Here is a 19,738-nt window from a genome sequence, read left to right as displayed (position 1 = left end):
TCTTGAGTGCGGCGCTCGTACTCCTCTTGTGCCTCGGCCATGGCGTTCCATGGGCAGGGGGCTTCCTTCGACGTCCTGACGCGCGGATTGAAGCGCTGCCAGGAGCCGGGTGGAGATCTCTGCGCCCGTCTGCATCTTTTCGGCCAGGACTCTGCTGAGCGCGTCCAGCCGTGGTCCTCGACCTGATCGGTATCAAGGGGGAAGGCGGCTGGGACCGGGCCACGGATCTTCACCCTCTGCACGGCTGGTCATGCGTGGTCCGGCTCCGGGGTTTTCGAGGACAGAGCGAACCGAGGGGTTCCAGCGCCTACGAAAGAGTCTTTCTGCGCAGGGTTGGAAGATCTTGAGTACGGACCGAACAGGAGCAGGGCCAGGAGGCTTGAGCTCACTGCTGACTCCGAGGAGTACCGCCGGTAGGGCGCGCTCTGAGATGTACTCAGCGGGCGTCGGGCGAGGCTCAACGACCACCCCGGTGGTATCCAGTGCGGCCCTTGCTCTCTCTCGTTGCGATCGGCAAGCCGTGAGTGTGAGGATGCTGGGCATGCCGTCAAGCGGGGGAAGCAGCGAGGCACCGGAGCCGCTTTGCCGTTCCGTGTTCGATGAGTATGGGGAGATGGCCGGGTCCGCTGCGGGCAAGACGCGTCCCGGCGCGGTGCAGAGCGACGGACCGCCGGACACCCAGGCACCGGAAGGACCCGCCGTACCGGTGACCGATGAGCCGCCGGAGGCGCAGACCGCGACCGAGCTGTCTGCTGTCGAACCGGCCGCTGAGGAACTAGACGTGGCCTTGAGGCGGCGGGAGTTCGCGGAACTGCTGGGTGAGTTCCGGCGGACCGCGGTGCTGTTGCCGCTCGGTGTGGAGCCGGGTTCCGACGGTGAACAGGGCTGGCTGGCGGCCGACTTCAACGGGATCCGGTTCATTCTGGCTTTTTCGGACGAGTACGCGCTGGCCCGGTATGCGCAGGCGCGCGGCGAGTACGGCCGTGAGTGGGTGTATCAGACGGTGCTGGGCGCGAAGTTGCTGGATGTGGCGGTGCCGGCGGCTGGGGTGCCGTGCGGGGTCGCGCTGGACTGCGCGGACGCCCCGGGCGGAGGGACGGTGTTCCCGCCCGTGAAGGGCATCGTGCCCGACGAGGCTGCGGTGGACATCGACGACGAGGGGAAGCAGGTGTGACCGACGGGGGCGGCAAGAGTGCGAGGGATCTGCAGGCCAAGGGCCTGGATCTCATCGCGAGAGGGCTGACTGAAGCCCTGGGTCAGCTGAAGGAACTCGGGATGGTCGGCGAGGCCGGTGCCGGGCGGGGCTTCAGTGATATCGCCCTGTCGGGACTTGAGTTGGGCCATGAGGGCGTGACGGCAAAGGTCCACTCGTTCTGTGAGCGCTGGGAGTGGGGCGTGCGCTCGCTGATCAACGAGGGGAACACGTTCGCGGAGGGTGTGGGTCTGTCGGCGGGTACGTACTACGAGGCCGACCATTACGTGGAGGGCGCCCTGAAGATCGGGCTGAACTCCGCTATCGGCAATCCTTACGCCACCGAGGACGAGGTCACGAAGCAGGGCTGGGGAGACATCGCCACCTCGGGTGTGCTCGGCGGCCCGGATTACAGCGCCGAGTCGTGGCAGCAGGCCAACGAGAAGGTCGAACAGGGCTACAAGGACGCGGGCCGCGACATCATGACCTCCCGTACCGCGTTGTTCGGCCTGAACCCGCAGAACTTGCACAGCGATGCCGGTATGTCGGACGCCGAGTACAACCAGTGGCTCGACAATCGGTTCGGCCCCTCCCCCGAGGCGCGTGCCGAGGCTGCAGAACAGCAGCAGGGCGGTCAGGCCGGGGGCGAGCAGTAGTGGGCATCATCGGCGACCTCAAGGACGGCCTCAACGACGGCCTGAAGGCCGGCGGGGACCTGATCGACTCGGGCAAGAAGAAGCTCGGCGAGGTCGTCGACTACGGCAGCGACAAGCTCGGCGACGGCCTGGACGACGTCGGTCTGGACAAGGCCGGTGACTGGGTCCACAAGGGCGGTGACTACGTCGCGGCGGGCCTGGGAGCGACCCCGACCGAACAGGGCCTGGGCCACACCGATGACCCCACCGAGCTCGTCCACGGCAAGCCCGGCAAGATCCGGGAAGCGGCCAAGCACCTCAAGGACTTCTACACCGCCTTCGACAAGGTCGGCCGGGGCATGCGGAAGGTCGACGCCTCCGGTTGGAAGGGCGAGGCCGGTGACGCCTTCCACCGCAAGATCAGCATCCACCCCACCAAGTGGGCCCAGGCAGCCGACGCGTGCGAGGACGCGGCAAAGGCGCTGGACTCCTACGCCGACTCCGTCAAGTGGGCGCAGGACAAAGCGCAGGACGCCATCGACACGTACAACCGTGGCAAGCGCACGAGCGCGGAGTCCGCCAAGGCGTACAACAAGAGGATCGACGCCTACAACGTCAAGACCCTCTCCGGCGAGGACCCCGGCCCCGAGCCGGAGCCCTGGAAGGACCCGGGTGAGGCGGATCGCAGCAAGGCCGAGCACATCCTGGAGGATGCCCGCCGTGCTCGTAACGAAGCTGCCGCCCGTGCCGAGGCTGCCGTGGACGCCGCACTGGCGCACGCCCCGGCCGAACCGCCGCCCCTGACCCAGCTGAGCAACACACTCGTCGACGCCAGTACGGCCCTGGACGTCGAGTCCACGCACCTGCTGGGCGGCGTGATCAAGGGCAGCGCGGGCCTGGTCAACTTCGCCCGCGGTCTGAACCCCACCGACCCCTACAACCTCACTCACCCGGCCGCGTATTACCAGGGCCTCAACATGACGCTCACCGGCCTGGTCTCCACCGGCACCCACCCCGAACGCATCGTCACCGCCGTTGTCGACGGCCTCAAGAACGACCGTTCGGAGTTCATCGGGCGCCTGCTGCCGGAACTTCTCGGTACCAAGGGCGCGGGATTCGCCAAGAGCGGCATGCGGCTCGCCATGAGGGAGGGCACGGAGGCCGCCGCGTCCAACATCGCGAGCAGAGGGCTGCGGGCGGCGGACGATGTCGGCGGCGCGCGCGGAGGGCTGCAGGCGGCGGACGACATCGGCGGCGCACCGCATCTGCCGGACTCCTGGAAGCTGGACGAGGGTACTGCCGCGAAGGACCTGGACGGCGCGGCGCATGCGGATGACGGGCTCCAGCATTCGAAGGGGATCTCGAACGAGGAGTTCACACATCTCACCAATGAACAGAAACACGCGGTCGCGTCCTCCGAACTGAACGACGGTGCGCTCACCTTCCCGGACGAGAACGCGGCAATTTCCCATGGGCGGGAAACGTGGAACAGCTACGCGGACAACCTTCCGGAGTCGACCAAGAATTCCCTTCTGGACTACTCGAACGACCACTACGGGAACCCAAGTCCTCAATACGCGACTTACAAAGAGATGAATGGGTACCTCCGCGGCGCGGACGAGTTGGGCACCCCTCAGGTCGTGCACAACATCGCGGAGACCGACAAGGCACTGGCCGGCAATCCGCTGGCCCAGGACACTATGGTGGTCCGCGGGCAGGACGTGGAGTACCTGGGCGTCAATAAGCCGGAGCAACTGATCGGGGAAGAGATCAGCGACCCCGCTTACCTGTCGACCTCGCTCGGCGACAATGGGGCCGTCTTCGACAAAGAAGCGATCGTGCACCTCCGTGTGCCTGAGGGGCACTCAGCCCTGTGGATGGAGAACGTCAGTCACTACGGCGTCGCCGAGCGAGAACTACTCCTCGGGCGCGACACCACATACCGGGTGACTCGTGCTTTCGAGGACAACGGTAAGTGGCACATCTATGGCGAAGTCCTGCCGCAGAAATAGCAAAGGAAAGCTCACATGAACTCCGAGCGCGACGGCGCAGAACCTCGCTTCGTCAAGCGGACGACCAACCCTCATTTCGAGGAGGATCCCAAAGTCGTCGTGTCAGGGGGACCGCCGCGCTACGCGTTCGACACGGACCGCCCCGTGCAGTACGTGAAGTTGGCCGACGACCAGGACGAGGTGTTCGGCTACCTCTGGTGCAACGACGAGGACGATGCTGCGGACTGGACGCCGCTCGCATCAGGAGGCGCACGCGCGAGAAGCCTCGGGGCGGTATGGACCTTCCGCCTGGATGCGGGCAAGGCGCGTGGCCTCACACCCTCTCAAGCCGTAACGGAGCTGATCGAACAGTGGCCCGCTGCCGGGTCCACCCACATCGTCGCGGGCCCATTCGCCGAGGCGGAGAGTTCGGCGGCGTTGGCGGCGCTCGCCGGCCATTCCACGGTGAAGCGCGTCCGGAAGGCAGCCGCCGGTTCCCTCTTCGGTCTGGCCATCGGTGACGCCATGGGCTACCCCACCGAGTTTCTCGACATGGCCCAGATCACCGCCAAGTTCGGGCCGTGGGAACGGATGGGTCTGCCGCTGTCCGCGGGCGACGTGGTTCGGGTGACCGATGACACCCAGATGGCACTGGCTGTGGGAGAGGCGCTGGTGGAGGCCGCCACAGGTGAGCCGGGAGCCCGCCGGGCCCGTGGAGCGAGCGCGGCCGCGGGTGCGGCTGCCCTCACCCCTGCCACGGTCGAAGCCGCTCTGCGCAAGCACTTCGTCACCTGGCTCCACGACCCCGACAACAACAGGGCCCCCGGCCAGACGTGTCTCCGCGCGTGCGCAGCTCTCGAACGCGGCATCCGCTGGCAGGACGCCACGGTCATGGGCTCCAAGGGCTGCGGCGCCAACATGCGTGTCACGCCTGTCGCCCTCATCCCCGGCCTCGGCCCCGAACAGCGCGCGGGCATCGCACAGTTGCAGGCAGCGCTCACTCACGGCCACCCCACGGCGCTCGCGGCCAGCGACCTGACAGCCCACGCCACGTGGCTGCTCGCGCACGGCTGCGCGCTCGGTGACCTGCTGCCCAGACTGCGGACCTACGCACAGGACTCCCGGCACACGTACCACGCGGAGTGGCTGGGTGACCTGGCCGCCAAGGCGGGTGCCCCGGACGCGGCTTTCATCGCCATGGGCTGGGACGAGTGCCTGCGCGCTCTCGACACCGCGGCTGCCGCCCTGCGCGTGAAGGACGTGGGCCGGGATCCGTCGGAGGCGGTCGGTGCCGGGTGGATCGCCGAGGAAGCCCTCGCCACGGCTCTGTACTGCTTCCTGGTCGTCGACGGTGACCCACGCGGGGCGGTGGCACGCGCCGCGCACTCGTCCGGCGATTCGGACTCGATCGCCGCGCTGGCGGGTGCGTTCGCCGGTGCCAGTCGCGGACTCGTGTACTGGCCGCCGGAGTGGCGCGCGGCGCTGGAGTACGAGGACCGCATCAGCGCGCTGGCTGCGGCCTGGGACGATGCGGCCTGACCCGCGGGGAAGCGGAACGATGAGGAGTCCCGGCCTGAAGGGCCCTGCTCAGCGCACGACCGAGTGGCTCGGCGAGGTATATGGCGGGCTGGTCGAGCTCGCCGCGCCGCGTCCCGTGGCCGAGACGGACACCGCCTGGATGATGGCCTGCCACACCGTTCCCCAGCCTGGGTTCCCCCGCACACCGATGCTGGCGGCGTCCGTCGTGGTGCCGAAGATCGGCGGCTACCCGCACCATCCCGCGTCGTACGATCCGCTGGCGGACCTTCTCGCGGTGCCGCCACAGGAGGCCGCGCTCCGAATCACCGGTCAGAGTCGCAGAATCAATGCCCGGGGTTGCGTCGCCGCCACGCACTCCGCGATCGACGGCCACCCGTCGGTCGCGGTGCCCTGGCAGCCGGCCCATGAGGCACCCGGCTGGTGGGCCAGGCTGCATCGGCGTTACTTCCCGCACTTCGATCACGTGCCCGTGCGCGACTGGGACGAGGTGGTCCGGGCCGTGCGGGAGCCGGGCCCGGACACCCGGGGCGTGGTCTGGATCCGCCGCGCGATCGGCGGTCACGATGTCACGGGCCATCTGATCTACGCCCACAACCAACGCGGGCGGGTGGTCTTCCTCGACGGACTCACGGAGTCGCTCGCCCGGCTCGACACGGAATGGGTCCGCGAGGTGATCCTCGTCCGAGCTCTGCCTGAGGCACCGCGTGCTGCCGAAGAGGGGCGGGGATACCGGCAGCACGGAAACGGGTGAGGGCTGCTCACCAGCACCGTGTGCACGATGGCTCCCCCGCCTCACCACGGGGTTCCTGAGTCCCACTCAGCGAGCGGTGACCGTGAGCGATGCGTGAGCGGACGGGGAAGCACAGATTGGATCAAGCGGCACGGGCGGAAGCAGTGCCGCGCTCCTGATTAGGCAAGGCAGGACCTGGCGGGCAAGCACGCCATTACCCGTCACGACCTTGCAGGCCCTCGTAATGCGTAGGTCTCGGGTTCGAATCCCGAAGGCGGCTCTGTGGAAGCCCCAGGACTCACTCGCCGTGATCTGGGGCTTTTGCTTTGGCGGACGCGGCGCCTGTGGTCGCAGTTCTGGTCCCGGTTCCGCGCTCAGGAACCGCCCGACGGCCACGTGACGAGGTCGTCGAGGTTCGGTGGCTGGTATGCGGGGCCTTTGAGTACCTTGCCGTCGGCTCGGCGGAGGACGTGGCCGTTCGCGTCCAGCTTGCTCATGTTGGAGCGGTGGACTTCGGTGAAGACGGCCGGCAGGTCGATTCCCAGCGCGTCCGCGGCGCCGTAGGTGACGTAGAGGACGTCGGCCAGTTCCTTGGCCACCGCCTGGTACGCGGTGAGCGGGTCGCCGCCGGTCCGCAGGGTCTTCGCGAGGTGGGTGAGGGCCTCGGCGGCCTCGTGCGCTTCCTCGGTCAGCAACGTCTCGCGGTGGTCCGCCAGTTCGGGGCTTTCGGCGTCGGCCGTGCCGTCGAACATCTCGCGGAACTCGGCGACTCGCCGCATCGGCTCATGGTCCATGTCTCGACCCTAGGCGTTGCCCGCGACATCCGATCAAGTTCCCGGGGAGCGGGTGGCAGAAGGGGGCAGGCCGTCATTTGGCGTCCGCGTAGCACTCCACCACCGCCACCGTGAACGGGAACCGCACCGGCGTCTCGCCGAACGTCAGCAGCCCGGCCAGGTCCGAGGCTTCTCGGATCGCCTCCGTCACCCGGGGCGCCTCGTGTTCGGGGCAGTGCACGATCACCTCGTCGTGCTGGAAGAACACCAGCTCCGCTGCCATACCGGTCAGCGTCCTGCGTAGCGCGGCCAGCATCAGGAGGGCCCAGTCCGCGGCGCTGCCCTGCACCACGAAGTTGCGGGTGAAGCGGCCGCGGGCGCGGGAGTTCGAGGAGGCGTAGCCGTAGCCGTATCCGTTGGATCGCGGGGGATCGCCGTCCGGGGGCGCCTGGTCGGGCTCGGCCTGGGGCAGGCCCGCCTCCTCCGCGTCGGCGGCGCCCACCGCCGGCGGGCAGGTGCGGCCCAGCCAGGTGCGCACGAGGCGGCCCTCCTCACCGGCCCGGGCCGCCTCGTCGACGTAGGCGACCGCCTTCGGGAAGCGGCGGCGCAGCAGCGCGAGGTTCTTCAGGCCGTCGCCCGACGTCTGCCCGTATATGGCGCCGAGCACGGCGAGCTTGGCCTGGCCGCGGTCGCCGGAGAACGCGCGGTCCGAGATCGACTGGTACAGGTCGCCGTCCTGGCCCGAGACCTCCATGAACGCCGGGTCGCGGGAGATCGCGGCGAGCACCCGCGGTTCCATCTGCGCGGCGTCGGCGACGACGAGCCGCCAGCCCGGGTCGGCGACGACCGCGCGCCGGATGACCTTGGGGATCTGCAGGGCCCCGCCGCCGTTCGTCGTCCAGCGGCCCGAGACCGAGCCGCCCGGCAGGTACTCGGGTCTGAACCGCCCGTCGCGCACCCAGTCCTGCAGCCAGGACCAGCCGTGCGCGGTGTAGATCCGGTACAGCTTCTTGTACTCGAGGAGCGGCTGCACGGCCGGGTGGTCCAGCGATCCGATCTCCCAGCGCCGGGTCGAGGCGATCTTGATTCCGGCCCCGGCGAACGCCTTCACCACGTCCGCGGGCAGTTCGGGGCGCACGCGCCGGCCGAACGCCGCCGACACCTCGTCCGCCAGCTCCGCCAGCCGGCGCGGCTCACCGCCGCCCGCGTACCGCTCGCCGAGCAGTTCGTGCAGCAGGTCCCGGTGCACATCGGCGCGCCACGGCAGCCCGGCCGCGTGCATCTCGGCGGCGACCAGCATGCCCGCCGACTCCGACGCGGTGAGCAGCCGCATCCGGTCCGGCAGGCCCGTCGCCGCGTGTCTGCGCTGCTGGTCCGCGTACACCTCGACGAGATCGCTCAGCGGTACGTCGACGGGCGGGCGCGGCTCGAAGAGCGACGACTGGGAGCCGGGCTCGGCGACGCGGGGCGGCGGGTCCTGGGGGACCGGCGCTTTCCGGAGTCTGGCCAGGGCCGCGGCGGCGGAGCGGGGTTCGCCGTGCCGGCCCTCGTGGGCCAGCAGCAGGTTCTCGGCGGCCTCGATGTCGTAGCAGCGCTCGATCCGGAGCCCGGCGGCGAGCAGCCGCGGGTACACCGCGTGCGTGTCCCGCCACACCCACCGGGCCACGTCGGCCCGCTCCCGCACGGCTTCGACCAGGTCGGGCTTCCTGGTGACCGGACCGGCGGGCAGACCGTCCCGGCCCAGCGGCACGACGTCGGCGCCGCCGTGCTCGGTGGGGGCGAGAGCCCAGCGCTCGTTCACATGGCCGAGTGTCACATCCGGCACTGACATTTCCTTGTGGCCAACATTCCGGCCATGTTGCGGGATCTTGCGGTGTCGTCGCCCGGAGCCGGGAAAGCGCTGTTTCACTCGGCCGCACAGAGATCAGTACGAGAAACAGATCAGTGCATGACAGAGATCAGTGCATGACAGAGATCAGTACGGGACCGAGAGAACCGAAGAGGACGGGATCGTCTTGCCCATCAGCCGCCGCACCCTGCTGACCACCGGCACCGCCCTGGGCGCGACCGCCCTGGCCGGATCCGTGATCGGGACCGCCCATGCCACGAGCGGCCTCGGCCGCCGCCTGGCCGTGCTGGAACGCGAGCACGGCGCCCGCCTGGGGGTCTTCGCGCAGAACCTCCGCACCGGGTCTGTCGTCACCCACCGCGCCGACGAGCGTTTCCCGCTCTGCTCCACCTTCAAGACCCTCGCCGTCGCCGCGGTGCTGCGCGACCTCGATCACGACGGTACGTTCCTGGCCCGCCGCATCCGCTACACGCAGGCCGACATCGACCGGGCGGGCGGCGCTCCCGTCACCGGCCGCGCGAAGAATCTGGCGCACGGGATGACCGTCGCCGAGCTGTGCGGCGCCGCGATCTCCTACAGCGACAACACCGCCGCCAACCTCCTCCTGCGCCATCTCGGCGGCCCCACCGCCGTCACCCGCTTCGCCCGCTCGGCCGGGGACCGGGTGACCCGGCTCGACCGCTGGGAGCCCGAGCTGAACTCGGCCGAGCCGGGGCGCGGGACGGACGTCACGACGCCGCGCGCCATCGGGGGCACGTACGCCCGGCTGGTCCTGGGCCGGGTCCTCGACCCCGGCGACCGGGCCCGGCTCGCGGGCTGGCTGCTCGCCAACACCACCAGCGACAAACGGTTCCGCGCCGGGCTGCCCGACGGCTGGGTGCTCGCCGACAAGACCGGCACGGGTTCATACGGCACGGCGAACGATGTCGGTGTCGCCTGGACCCCGTCCGGTGCCCCCGTCGTCCTGTCCGTACTCACCACCAAGCCCGCGCAGGACGCCACGCCGGACGATCAACTGGTGGCGCGGGCCGCAGAGTTGATCGCCTCCGTGTAGGCCTCGGCCGCCGGGCGCGGGGCGCGGCCCAGCAGTTCGCGGAGCGCGCCCCGCTCCGGTGCGGGAATGCCCGAGCCGTCCATGAAGCCCGCCGCGATCGCCGAGTACGTCCCCACGAGCATCGGCACCTGGAACGGGAGCGCCCCGGACGCCGCGATCCGGGCCCGCGCCCCGGCCGGCGTGCCCGGCGCGTAGGTGGCACTCGCGGCCTCCGCCAACTCGGCGCCGCCCACCGGGACTTCACCCACCAGCTCGTAGGTGCGGGACATGTGCCGTGCCGGGTCCAGGGCGACCCGTACCGCCACCTCCGCCAGATCGGCACGGGCCACCGCCGCGAGCCGGCCCGAGCCGAGCGGCGCCGTGATCACACCGTCGGTGCCGGGCGCCGCGAGGAAGGCGAGCAGCTCGGCGTAGAGGCCGTTGCGCAGCACCGTCCAGGCCGGCAGCGCCGACTCCCGCAGCCGGCGTTCCGTCCAGCGGTGGGCCAGCGCGTACGTGAGGTGGTCGCCGTCGCCCGACAGGCTCGTATACACGACATGGCGCACGCCGGCCTTCTCCGCCGCCGAGATCGCCGCCTCGTGCCGCGTGATGACCTCGTCGTCCTCCCCTTGTCCGGCCGAGATCATCAGGAGCGTGTCCACGCCGGTGAAGCCCTCCGCGAGCGTGTCGGGCTCGTCGAAGTCGATGCGGCGTCGCCCGCCCCCGGAGCCCGGCTCGCGCGTGCCGAGGAGTACGTCGTCGCGGCCCGCGAGGTGCCCCGCGATCAGCGTGCCCAGCTCGCCGGACGCCCCTGTGACCAGCAGCATGGAAGGTCCCCCTCGTGAGATGCGTTGTCCGTGCTGAGACGATCAGACGCGTTGTCGGTGCTGAGACCATCGTCGAGGCAGGCCGGCGGGCGCGTAAGGAGGCACTTTGATGTCAGTGGGGCACACCGGGGTAACCACCCCGCGGCCGGCCGGGCCGGCCGTCGCCTGCGACGACCATGACGACTGCGGGATCCGTGACGTCCTGGACCGCCTCGGCGACAAGTGGTCGGTGCTCGTCGTCGTCGAACTCGCCGCGGGTGTACGGCGGTTCGGCGAGCTGCAGCGCGCGGTGACCGGCATCTCGCAGCGCATGCTCACGCTGACCGTGCGGCGCCTGGAGCGCGACGGGCTCGTGACGCGCACCGTGTACCCGACGATCCCGCCGCAGGTCGAGTACGAGCTGACGGAGATGGGCCACAGCCTCACGCACCTCATCAAGGGGCTCGCCGACTGGTCCCGCGATCACAAGCCCGCCATCACCGCGGCCCGCGCCGCCTGGGACGAGGCCGGTCCGCAATGAGCTCCACCGTCGAGCGCGCCTTCGCCGCCGCCCTGTTCACCGCCGACGCCGACCCGGACACCGGGGCGTCCCTGCTCGCCGCCGACCCGTCCTCGGATGCCGAACTGGCCCTGCGCGGACGGGAGTTCGTGCGCCGCGCCTGGGAGCGCGGCTGGCAGCCCGCCGACGTGGTCCGGATGGCTGGCCGCGAGCTGTCCGCGGAACACGTGGGGCTCGCCGCCCGGCTGATCCGCGCCGAGACCGGCCGGTACGCGACGCTGCCGCCGCGCTGGCCCGACCAGCTCGCCGAACTGCCCGCCGACGAGCCGCGCCGGGACCGCTTCTCCGCCGCCACCACGGCCCTGGAGCTGTACCGGTTGCTGCTGCGGCTGCCCGCGATCGAACCGGTCGGCCCGGTGCCGGGGGAGTCCGTCACCGTGCCCGTCGCGGGTGAGCCGCGCGCTCTGGCCCGTATCCGCGCGCTGCTCGCCAAGGCCGAGGCGACCGGGTATCCGCCGGAGGCCGAGGCACTGTCGGCCAAGGCGCAGGAGCTGATGGCCCGGCACTCCGTCGACGAGGCGCTGCTCGCGTCCCGTACCCAGGCGAAGGACGCGCCCGCCGCGTGCCGGATCGGCGTCGACGCCCCGTACGAGACGGCGAAGGCGGTGCTTCTCGACGCGGTGGCCGGTGCGAACCGCTGCCGCGCCGTGTGGAACAGCGCGTTCGGCTTCTCCACGGTCGTCGGCTTCGAGCCGGACCTGGAGGCGGTGGAGGTTCTCTACACGTCACTGCTGGTGCAGGCCTCGGCGGCGATGACGCGGGCCGAGGCCGAGCAGCGGGCGTCCGGCCGTAAGCGTACGAAGACGTTCAGGCAGTCGTTCCTGGCCGCGTACGCGCACCGGATCGGCGACCGGCTGGCGGCAGTAGCGGGTGAAGTGGTGGGCGCTCAGGGCGAGTTGCTGCCGGTTCTCGCGGCGCGGGAGGTCGCCGTCACCGGCCGCGCGGAGGAGATGTTCCCGGAGACGGTGACGACCCGGATGAGAGGGGTCACGGACGAGGCGGGCTGGACGCAGGGCGCTGCCGCGGCGGAGCGGGCCCGGGGGTTGTAGTGCCGCGGCGCCGTGATTTCTCCGTGCTGCGCGAGGCGGGTCCGCTGGAGCGGCGGGGCGCCGGGCCCCGGTGGTTCAAACGGCTGCGCCGCGCCGAAACCGCGCCGAGTTCGACGAGCGTTTTCCCGGCCTGCTGGACCTGGTCCTCCGGGACGGCGTAGGCGGCTGCCCGTATTGCCGGTCAATGACCGTATTCTGGCGGAGTGAGTTGGTTCCGGGCGCTGAAGGACACCACCCGCTCGGGGCTGACCGTCGAGCGGAAACGTCTGGAACCCCTGATCGCCCTGCGCGGCGCGGCCGGGCTCGCGATCGTGGTCGCCGTCAGCCTGTCCCTGTTCGGCCCGGCGGTGGCGGCCGGCTCGGCGTTCGGCGGGTTCCAGGCGGCGATCGCCACGTTCCAGCGCAGCTGGCGGCCCCGGCCGGAGCTCGCCCTCGCCTCCGGCGCGAGCCTCGGCGTCTCCACCTTCCTCGGCTATCTCACCGGCTCGCATCTGTTCCTGTTCCTGCCGCTGCTCGCGCTGTGGACGTTCCTGGCGGGCCTGTCCTGGGCGGCGGGACCGACCATCGGCATCATCGCGTCGTCGAACGTCGCGATGATGCTGGTCACGATCACCCTGCCGACGTCGGTCGCCGAGGCGGCGGGCCACGCGGCGATGATGGCCTTCGGCGGCCTGGTCCAGGCGGCCCTGGTGATCCTCTTTCCCGTACGCCGCTGGGGAGCGCACCGCGACGCCCTCGCCGACGCGCTGGCCGCCGAGGCCGACTACGCGCGCCGGCTGCGCCACGACCCGGTCGCCGGATTCGACCCGGCGCCGCTGATGCTGGCCCGCAGCGCCGCCGCGCTCACGCCCCGCCAGGCCCGCACCCGCCCGGCCCAGCTGCACGGCACGCGCGGTGTGGCCGAGCGCATCCGGCCGGTCCTCGCCTCCCTCGCCGACCCGGCGGTCGGCGCCCCCGCCGAGGGCCCCGAACGCGACCGGGTCCGCGAGCTGCTGGCCGCCGCGGGCTCGATCCTGGACGCGGCCGCCCGCGCCATCCGCCGCGGCACCCCGGTCGACATCCCGTCGGGCCCGATCGCGGTCTTCCGCACCCCGGACACGGGCTCGATCCTCTCCGGCCCGCCGAACCGGGCGGCGACCCGCCTCGGCTCACTGCTGCGGGACGTGGTGGAGACGGCGGGCGGTGTGGACCCGGCGTCCACGGGCCCGATCGCCCCCCTGCGGGCCACCGCCGACTGGGCCCACGGCCTCCGGCGAAGCATCCGCCGCCGCACACCGCTTCCCGCGCGCACCGGCGCGGGCGCTGCCGAGGCGCCTGCGGAACAGCCGGCGCCCCCGGACGGGACAGGCCCCGAGCGTCCGGCCCGGCCTGCCCCCGCCAGCCCGCTGAAACGGCCCAGCCTTCTACGCCTGCTCCCGGTCGTCGTGCGGGCGATCCGCAAGGAGGCCCGGCCCGGGTCGCCGATCCTGCGGCATGCCACCCGCGTCTGCGCGGTCGCGCTGGCCGGCTATCTCATCGGTGACCTCCTCCCCCTGGGGCACGGCTACTGGGCCCCGATGTCGGCCGTCATGATCATGCGGCCGGACTTCTCGCAGACGTACTCCCGCGCGGTCGCCCGTTTCTGCGGGACCCTCGTCGGCGTCGCCCTGGCCACCGCCGTCGTCCAGCTCGCCCACCCCGGTACGCAGCTGTCCGCCGCCCTCGCCGTGCTCTGCGCGGCCCTGATGTACCTGCTCATGCGCACGGGCCAGCTCCCGGCCCAGGCCTGCGTCGCCGCGTACGTCGTCTTCCTGCTCGGCATGGGCGGCCAGACCTGGAGCCAGACGGTCCCCGAGCGCGTCGTGCTCACCCTCGCCGGCGGCCTGCTCGCGATGCTGTCGTACGCGCTCTACCCGGCCTGGGAGACCCCGCGCCTGCGCACCCGCCTGGCCGACTGGCTCGTCGCGCTCGGCGAGTACGCGGCCGTCGTCGTCGACCATTACGCCCACCCGGCGGGCAAGAGCAGCCCGCGCGTCCGCGAGGCGCTGCTCAAGGCGCGGGACGCGCACATCGCCTGGGAGGAGGCGGCGGCCCGGGCCAGGACCGAACCCGTACGCCACCGCGGTCTGTCCAACGCCGCCGCCGACGACGCCGCGCACGCCCTGCACCGCCTGGGCCGCGTCGCGATGCTGGTGGAGGCCCATCTCCCGGAGCGCGACGCCACCCCGGTCCCCGCCGCGGCGGTCCTCGCCGACGGCCTGCGCACCGCGACCCGCGACGGTGCCCGGGCCATCCGCGAACGCCGCGTCCCCGGCTGGAAACCGGTCCGCGAAGCCCTCGGCGCCTGGGACGGCGAGGGCGTCCCCGACCGCGTCGTACGGCGCGGCGCGGGCATGCTCGTGGAGTCGCTCGATGAGCTGTCCGACGCGCTGGACACCGACGTACCGCCGATGACCGTGAAGCCGAAGGAAGAGGCGGACGGGCCGCGCGGCTCCTAGGGTCTGTCTTCGCACTCCCCTCTGCCCGGTGACGCCCGGCACGCACTCCCGCCGCGCCGGGCGCGAAGCCGGGTACGCCCCGTACGAGGCCCTGCGCCCGGCCCGCCGAGAGCACGCACCGAACGCGCCGGGCCGCCCTCCGGGCGACGAGGGGAGTGTGAAGACAGGCCCTGGGGCCCTGCTGAGGGACTCAGTTCGTCGGCATCCCGCTGGGCAGGCCCGTCGGCAGGCCCGTGGGCAGTTTGCCGTCCGCCGACTTCGTGAAGGTGTCGGCCTTCCCGGCGCCCCAGGACACCTTCATGGTCTTGCCGTCGTTGGACTCGACCGCTCCCGAGGTGCGGTCGGTGTTCCCGTCGGCGCACTTCAGGCTCAGCGTCGGCTTGTCCGGGTCCGTCACGGTCCCGGTGCACAGATGGCCGTCGCCCGTGCTGAGGGACGCCTGCTCGCCACCGACCACGAGGACGACGGCCTGCCCGTCCGTGGTGGCGCTCCAGATGCCCTCGGCGTCCTTCGCGGTCCCGGTCGGACCGGACGACGACGATCCGCCGTCGGTCGCCGCCGCGGACGACGAGCCGCTGTCCGACGCCTTGTCCTTGCCGCCGTCGTCACTGCTGCAGCCGGTCACGGCCAGCGCCGCCACGACGGCCGCGGTACCCGCCACGACTCGTACGGTCCTGATGCGCACAACTTCCCCCTACATCACTGCTGTCGTCCTGGGCCGCCGCAGAAGTTACCAGTCGTTACCCGTGGCGGCGGGGGTGACGCATGTCTCAGCCCTCGACCCCGTCACCTTATTGAAAATGGAATCCATTTTCGTATACTGAGCACATGGCACGCAACGAACTCCGCCCAGTGATCAAGCTCAGGTCCACCGCGGGGACCGGCTACACGTACGTGACCCGCAAGAACCGCCGTAACGACCCCGACCGCGTGACCCTGCGCAAGTACGACCCCGCCGCCGGCCGTCACGTCGAGTTCCGAGAGGAGCGCTGACCATGAACAACGCCATCCACCCCGCTTATGCCCCGGTCGTGTTCCGCGACCGCGCCGCGAACCACGCCTTCCTCACCCGCTCCACCATGACGAGCGAGCGGACGATCGAGTGGGAGGACGGGAACACGTATCCCGTCGTCGACGTCGAGATCTCGAACGTCAGCCACCCCTTCTACACCGGCAACCAGCGGGTCCTGGACACCGCCGGCCGGGTGGAGCGCTTCGAGCGCCGCTACGCGCAGCGGCCCGGCCGATAAGGCCGAGCCGCCACGAAACAGAGCTGTGAAGAGCCGGTTCCCGCTAGAACGGGAACCGGCTCCGTCCGTGCTGCACCGAGATCCACTTCTGGGTCGTGAAGGACTCGACCGTCGCCTCGCCGTTGAGGCGGCCGAGCCCCGACCGCTTCTCCCCGCCGAAGGCGACGAGCGGCTCGTCGTGCACGGTGCCGTCGTTGACGTGGATCATGCCGGTGTCGATCCGGTGGGCGAACGTCACGCCCCGCTCGATGTCGCCGGTGTGCACGGCCCCGCTCAGCCCGTACGGGGTGTCGTTCGCGATCCGTACCGCCTCCTCGTCCCCGTCGAACGGGATGAGGAGCGCGACGGGCCCGAAGATCTCCTGACGCAGCACCGGGGAGTCGGCGGGCAGCCCGCTCAGCACCACGGGCTCCACCAGGTTCCCGTCCACGCCGCCGCGGAGCAGCGCCGTCGCGCCCTCCGCGAGGGCCTGCTCGACGACGCCCGTGATCGCGTCCGCCTGCGTGGAGTTGATGACCGGGCCGATGACGGTCTCCGGGTCGCGCGGGTCGCCCGCCCTGAGCGTCGAGACCTTCGCGACGAACTTCCGCGTGAACTCCTCCTCGACCTTGCGGTCCACGAGGATCCGGTTCGCGGCCATGCAGACCTGGCCCTGGTGGACGTAGCGGCTGAAGACCGCCGCGTCCACCGCGTAGTCGATGTCGGCGTCGTCGAGCACGGTCAGCGCGCTGTTGCCGCCGAGTTCGAGCACCGCGTGCTTGAACTGCGAGGCGCACACCGTCGCGACGTGCTGGCCCACCGTGTCGGAGCCGGTGAAGGAGATGACCTTCGGCACGGGGTGGGTCAGCAGCGCGTCGCCGATCTCGGCGATGTCCGTGATGACGACGTTCAGCAGGCCGGCCGGCAGCCCCGCGTCCTCGAAGATCTTCGCGACCAGCGAGCCGCCGACGACCGGCGTGTTCTGGTGCGGCTTCAGCACGACGCCGTTGCCCAGCGCGAGGGCCGGCGCGACCGATTTCAGCGACAGCAGGAACGGGAAGTTGAACGGCGAGATCACACCCACCACACCCACCGGCACCCGGTAGACGCGGTTCTCCTTGCCGTCCACGGGGGAGGGGATGACCCGGCCCTGCGGGCGGAGCGCCAGCTGGATCGACTCGCGCAGGAACTCCTTGGCGAGATGCAGCTCGAAGCCCGCCTTGGTGCGCGTGCCGCCGAGCTCGTCGATGATCGCCTCGGCTATCTCGCCCTCACGCTCCTCGACGAGGCGCAGGGCCCGCTCGAAGACGAGACGCCGGGTGTACGCGTTGGTCTTCGCCCAGTCCTTCTGCGCCCGCTCGGCGGCCCGGTACGCCTCGTCGATCTCCTCGACCGAGGCGACGGTGATGGAGGCGAGCTTGTCACCGTTGTACGGGTTGAAGTCGATGATGTCCCATGACCCTCGCCCGGGACGCCACGAGCCGTCGATGTACTGCCGGTCGAGTTCCGTGAAGAAGTCCTGCGAGGACTGTGACGTCATGGGAAATCCCTTGCTGCTGCGCCGGACACCTGAGGTGACGTCATGGTAGGTCTGTTGGCGCTCAGTTGCAGTCAGATTTCAACCAACTGGTGTTGTGTTTAAGCGAATTCGGTCGCGATACGTCGCAGCAGCTCCAGGCTGAGCTCCGGTGAGGGGCACTCCTCCTGCAGCCGCGCCATCGCCTTCTCGTACTGCGTGACGTCCTCGCGCTTGTCCAAGTACAGGGCGCTGGTGAGCTGTTCGAGGAACACGAGGTCCGAGAGGTCGGACTCCGGGAAGGTGAGGAGCGTGAAGGTGCCGGACTCGCCGGCGTGCCAGCCATGGCTGAACGGCATGATCTGCAGCGTCACGTGCGGGAACTGCGCCACCTCGACCAGGTGCTCCAGCTGGCCGCGCATCACCTCGGGGCCGCCGTGCACCCGGCGCAACGCGGCCTCGTCCAGGACGAGTCGGACGTCCGGCGCCCGCTCCGCGACCAGTACCTTCTGCCGCGCGAGGCGCAGCGCCACCCGCCGGTCGACGTCCTCCCGGGGGGCGCCCCCCATGCCGCGCTCGATCACCGCGTGCGCGTAGGCCTCGGTCTGCAACAGGCCGTGCACGAACTGTGCTTCGTACCCGCGGATCAGTGACGCGGCACCTTCGAGACCGATGTATGTCTGGAACCAGCCGGGCAGCACATCGGAGTAACTGTGCCACCAGCCCGCGACGTTGGCCTCTTTGACGAGCGAGAGCAGCGCGCCGCGCTCGGCCTCGTCGGTCACCCCGTACAGGGTCAGCAGGTCCTCGACATCTCTCGCCTTGAAGCTCACCCGTCCCAACTCCAAGCGGCTGATCTTGGATTCGGAGGCGCGGATCGAGTAACCGGCGGCCTCTCGCGTGATGCCGCGCGCTTCCCTCAGGCGCCTCAGTTGCGAGCCCAACAGAATGCGCCGCACTACCGATCCGCCCGGATCCCCAGCGCTCACGTCTCTGCCTCCCCTTCGGTTCAAGGGCCGAAGTCTGCCATTAAACGCTCCACCCCGTACTCGTTCGGTTACAGAAACGGAAAGATCACGAAAGACCGGCGCAAGAAGTCGTAGGAAGAAATGAGCAAGAAAGGGTATGGAGTGCTCAACTCCGGCGCGTGCACGTGCATCTGCCCTTGCATCCGCTGTACGCATTCGGAACGATGGTCGACACCACCGCTCGCTGTGTACTGCGAATCTGGGGAGTGCCTCGCATGGGGACGAACGGATCGGCCATGCTCGAGCCTTTCGATGCGTTAAGGCAGGGCCTGCCTCCACTCGACCCCTCCGCTGTCGCCGGCGCCGCCTCCTGCTCCCTTGCCGCCCGGTACGAAGCGGTGCGCTGCGCACGGGAGTTCACCCGCAGGACGATCGCCGACTGGGACGTCCCGGAGCGCTTCGACGACATCTGCCTGGTGGTCTCGGAGCTGGTCACCAACGCCTTGCGGCACGCGCTCCCCGCGGACACCCCTTATGGCCAGGATCCGCCGGTGCGGCTGCACTTGATGCGGTGGGCGTCGCGCGTGGTGTGCGCGGTGCGCGACCCCAGCAACGACAGCCCGGTGGCCGGCGAGGTCGACGGTGACTTCTCGGCGGAGTCCGGGCGCGGCCTGTTTCTCGTCGACTCGTTCAGCGACAGCTGGGGCTGGCATCCGCTGGCCGGAACGCTGAGCGGAAAAGTGGTCTGGGCCCTGTTCAGGCTATGAACACGGGCTCGTCCCAACGTACGGACGAGTAGGCGCAGTCGGGCCCGAAATCTACGCGCGTCGCCGGTCTCGGCCCCGGCCCTCTGCCGGGCGCCCGTTGTCAGGCGTCGGAGATCAGGTGGTCGAACTCGCCGTCCTTGACGCCGAGCAGCAGAGCCTGGATCTCGGCCGGCGTGTAGACGAGTGCGGGCCCGTCCGGGAAGTTGGAGTTGCGCACGGCCACCCTGCCGCCCGGCAACTTGGCGAACTCCACGCAGGAACCCTGTGAGTTGCTGTGCCTGCTCTTCTGCCAGACCACTCCGTGGAGCTCCGTGGCCGCCATGCCGTTGTACACGTCGTGGTGCACGGTTCGCTCCCCGGTGGTGCTGTGACTGTGGACCGGCCTGACCCTGCGACAGGCACGTGTGCAAGGACCAACTGTCCTATCTGTGCAGGAGCATAGCTGCGTTCATATGCCCGATGCATGGGCAGATGCACGTGCATGTCTGGTGGCCGCACGGTCACAACTATCGGCCGTCTGCCCCGACGAGCGCACGGCATGCGCCCGCGATCCACCGAACTTGATCTTCCCTGGCCGGTGGGCCGACCGGGAAGGCGGCCAGGA

General features: G+C 70.5%; 19 protein-coding genes. 12 read left to right on the top strand and 7 right to left on the bottom strand.

Annotated features, from left to right (window positions below; translation table 11 throughout):
• Positions 1–706 precede the first annotated feature (706 nt).
• The 5 genes from AB0J02_RS05410 to AB0J02_RS05390 all read left to right on the top strand — a co-directional run bounded on the left by AB0J02_RS05410 (position 707) and on the right by AB0J02_RS05390 (position 6,108).
• Positions 707–1,174 carry a hypothetical protein gene (locus AB0J02_RS05410; protein ID WP_363192257.1) on the top strand — a complete coding sequence of 156 codons (468 nt, stop codon included), beginning with the start codon at positions 707–709 and terminating at the stop codon, positions 1,172–1,174.
• Positions 1,171–1,848 (top strand): hypothetical protein, encoded by a 678-nt coding sequence (locus AB0J02_RS05405; protein ID WP_363192256.1) that lies wholly within the window; start codon positions 1,171–1,173, stop codon positions 1,846–1,848. Before AB0J02_RS05410 ends, AB0J02_RS05405 begins: the two co-directional genes overlap by 4 nt.
• Positions 1,848–3,839 carry a putative T7SS-secreted protein gene (locus tag AB0J02_RS05400; protein ID WP_363192255.1) on the top strand — a complete coding sequence of 664 codons (1,992 nt, stop codon included), beginning with the start codon at positions 1,848–1,850 and terminating at the stop codon, positions 3,837–3,839. The genes AB0J02_RS05405 and AB0J02_RS05400 overlap by 1 nt, the downstream gene beginning before the upstream one ends.
• Positions 3,840–4,283: 444 nt before the next feature.
• Positions 4,284–5,357, top strand: coding sequence for an ADP-ribosylglycohydrolase family protein (locus tag AB0J02_RS05395; RefSeq protein ID WP_363192609.1), 1,074 nt, complete (start codon positions 4,284–4,286; stop codon positions 5,355–5,357).
• A 19-nt stretch (positions 5,358–5,376) separates the two neighbouring features.
• Positions 5,377–6,108: a toxin glutamine deamidase domain-containing protein gene (locus tag AB0J02_RS05390; protein WP_363192254.1), complete on the top strand. Its 732-nt coding sequence runs from the start codon at positions 5,377–5,379 to the stop codon at positions 6,106–6,108.
• Positions 6,109–6,461: 353 nt separating this feature from the next.
• Here AB0J02_RS05390 and AB0J02_RS05385 read toward each other — a convergent pair whose 3' ends face one another.
• Together AB0J02_RS05385 and AB0J02_RS05380 are read right to left on the bottom strand one after the other, a co-directional pair.
• Positions 6,462–6,881: a MazG nucleotide pyrophosphohydrolase domain-containing protein gene (locus AB0J02_RS05385; RefSeq protein WP_363192253.1), complete on the bottom strand. Its 420-nt coding sequence runs from the start codon at positions 6,879–6,881 to the stop codon at positions 6,462–6,464.
• A 73-nt stretch (positions 6,882–6,954) separates the two neighbouring features.
• On the bottom strand, positions 6,955–8,661 hold the full coding sequence (locus AB0J02_RS05380; RefSeq protein WP_363192608.1) for a bifunctional 3'-5' exonuclease/DNA polymerase: 1,707 nt from the start codon (positions 8,659–8,661) through the stop codon (positions 6,955–6,957).
• A gap of 220 nt (positions 8,662–8,881) precedes the next feature.
• Between AB0J02_RS05380 and bla the strand changes: the two genes are divergently transcribed.
• On the top strand, positions 8,882–9,763 hold the full coding sequence (bla, locus tag AB0J02_RS05375; protein WP_363192607.1) for a class A beta-lactamase: 882 nt from the start codon (positions 8,882–8,884) through the stop codon (positions 9,761–9,763).
• Here the strand turns inward: bla and AB0J02_RS05370 are convergent.
• The gene (locus AB0J02_RS05370; RefSeq protein ID WP_363192252.1) at positions 9,721–10,569 is read right to left on the bottom strand and encodes an NAD(P)H-binding protein; all 849 of its coding nucleotides are present in this window, start codon (positions 10,567–10,569) and stop codon (positions 9,721–9,723) included. The genes bla and AB0J02_RS05370 overlap by 43 nt on opposite strands.
• A 109-nt stretch (positions 10,570–10,678) precedes the next feature.
• On the opposite strand from AB0J02_RS05370, the gene AB0J02_RS05365 reads away from it, so the two are divergent.
• From AB0J02_RS05365 to AB0J02_RS05355, 3 genes are all read left to right on the top strand, one after another.
• Entirely contained in the window at positions 10,679–11,089 is a 411-nt protein-coding gene (locus tag AB0J02_RS05365; protein ID WP_363192251.1) for a helix-turn-helix domain-containing protein, read from the top strand.
• The gene (locus AB0J02_RS05360; protein ID WP_363192250.1) at positions 11,086–12,177 is read left to right on the top strand and encodes a DUF2786 domain-containing protein; all 1,092 of its coding nucleotides are present in this window, start codon (positions 11,086–11,088) and stop codon (positions 12,175–12,177) included. Before AB0J02_RS05365 ends, AB0J02_RS05360 begins: the two co-directional genes overlap by 4 nt.
• 203 nt (positions 12,178–12,380) lie before the next feature.
• A complete protein-coding gene (locus tag AB0J02_RS05355) occupies positions 12,381–14,654 on the top strand; it encodes an FUSC family protein (protein WP_363192249.1) in 2,274 nt (757 codons plus the stop codon).
• 190 nt (positions 14,655–14,844) lie between these two features.
• Here the strand turns inward: AB0J02_RS05355 and AB0J02_RS05350 are convergent, their stop codons facing one another.
• Positions 14,845–15,315, bottom strand: coding sequence for a hypothetical protein (locus AB0J02_RS05350; protein WP_363192248.1), 471 nt, complete (start codon positions 15,313–15,315; stop codon positions 14,845–14,847).
• Between the two features lie 167 nt (positions 15,316–15,482).
• On the opposite strand from AB0J02_RS05350, the gene rpmG reads away from it, so the two are divergent.
• Positions 15,483–15,647 carry a 50S ribosomal protein L33 gene (gene rpmG / locus AB0J02_RS05345; RefSeq protein WP_363192247.1) on the top strand — a complete coding sequence of 55 codons (165 nt, stop codon included), beginning with the start codon at positions 15,483–15,485 and terminating at the stop codon, positions 15,645–15,647.
• Between the two features lie 2 nt (positions 15,648–15,649).
• Complete coding sequence (locus AB0J02_RS05340) at positions 15,650–15,904, top strand: type B 50S ribosomal protein L31 (protein ID WP_363192246.1); 255 nt, start codon at positions 15,650–15,652, stop codon at positions 15,902–15,904.
• A 43-nt stretch (positions 15,905–15,947) separates the two neighbouring features.
• Here AB0J02_RS05340 and AB0J02_RS05335 read toward each other — a convergent pair whose 3' ends face one another.
• Together AB0J02_RS05335 and AB0J02_RS05330 are read right to left on the bottom strand one after the other, a co-directional pair.
• Positions 15,948–17,423 (bottom strand): aldehyde dehydrogenase family protein, encoded by a 1,476-nt coding sequence (locus AB0J02_RS05335; protein ID WP_363192245.1) that lies wholly within the window; start codon positions 17,421–17,423, stop codon positions 15,948–15,950.
• Between the two features lie 98 nt (positions 17,424–17,521).
• Positions 17,522–18,388: a helix-turn-helix transcriptional regulator gene (locus AB0J02_RS05330; protein ID WP_363192244.1), complete on the bottom strand. Its 867-nt coding sequence runs from the start codon at positions 18,386–18,388 to the stop codon at positions 17,522–17,524.
• 254 nt (positions 18,389–18,642) lie between these two features.
• Here AB0J02_RS05330 and AB0J02_RS05325 point away from each other — a divergent pair, with 254 nt between their 5' ends.
• Complete coding sequence (locus tag AB0J02_RS05325) at positions 18,643–19,134, top strand: ATP-binding protein (protein WP_363192243.1); 492 nt, start codon at positions 18,643–18,645, stop codon at positions 19,132–19,134.
• Between the two features lie 100 nt (positions 19,135–19,234).
• Here the strand turns inward: AB0J02_RS05325 and AB0J02_RS05320 are convergent, their stop codons facing one another.
• A complete protein-coding gene (locus AB0J02_RS05320) occupies positions 19,235–19,480 on the bottom strand; it encodes a DUF397 domain-containing protein (protein WP_363192242.1) in 246 nt (81 codons plus the stop codon).
• Positions 19,481–19,738 lie beyond the last annotated feature (258 nt).

Origin of the sequence: Streptomyces sp. NPDC050264, from assembly GCF_040655895.1 — a bacterium.
Classification (GTDB): Bacteria; Actinomycetota; Actinomycetes; order Streptomycetales; family Streptomycetaceae; genus Streptomyces.
This window is presented reverse-complemented; position numbering and strand designations above follow the sequence as displayed.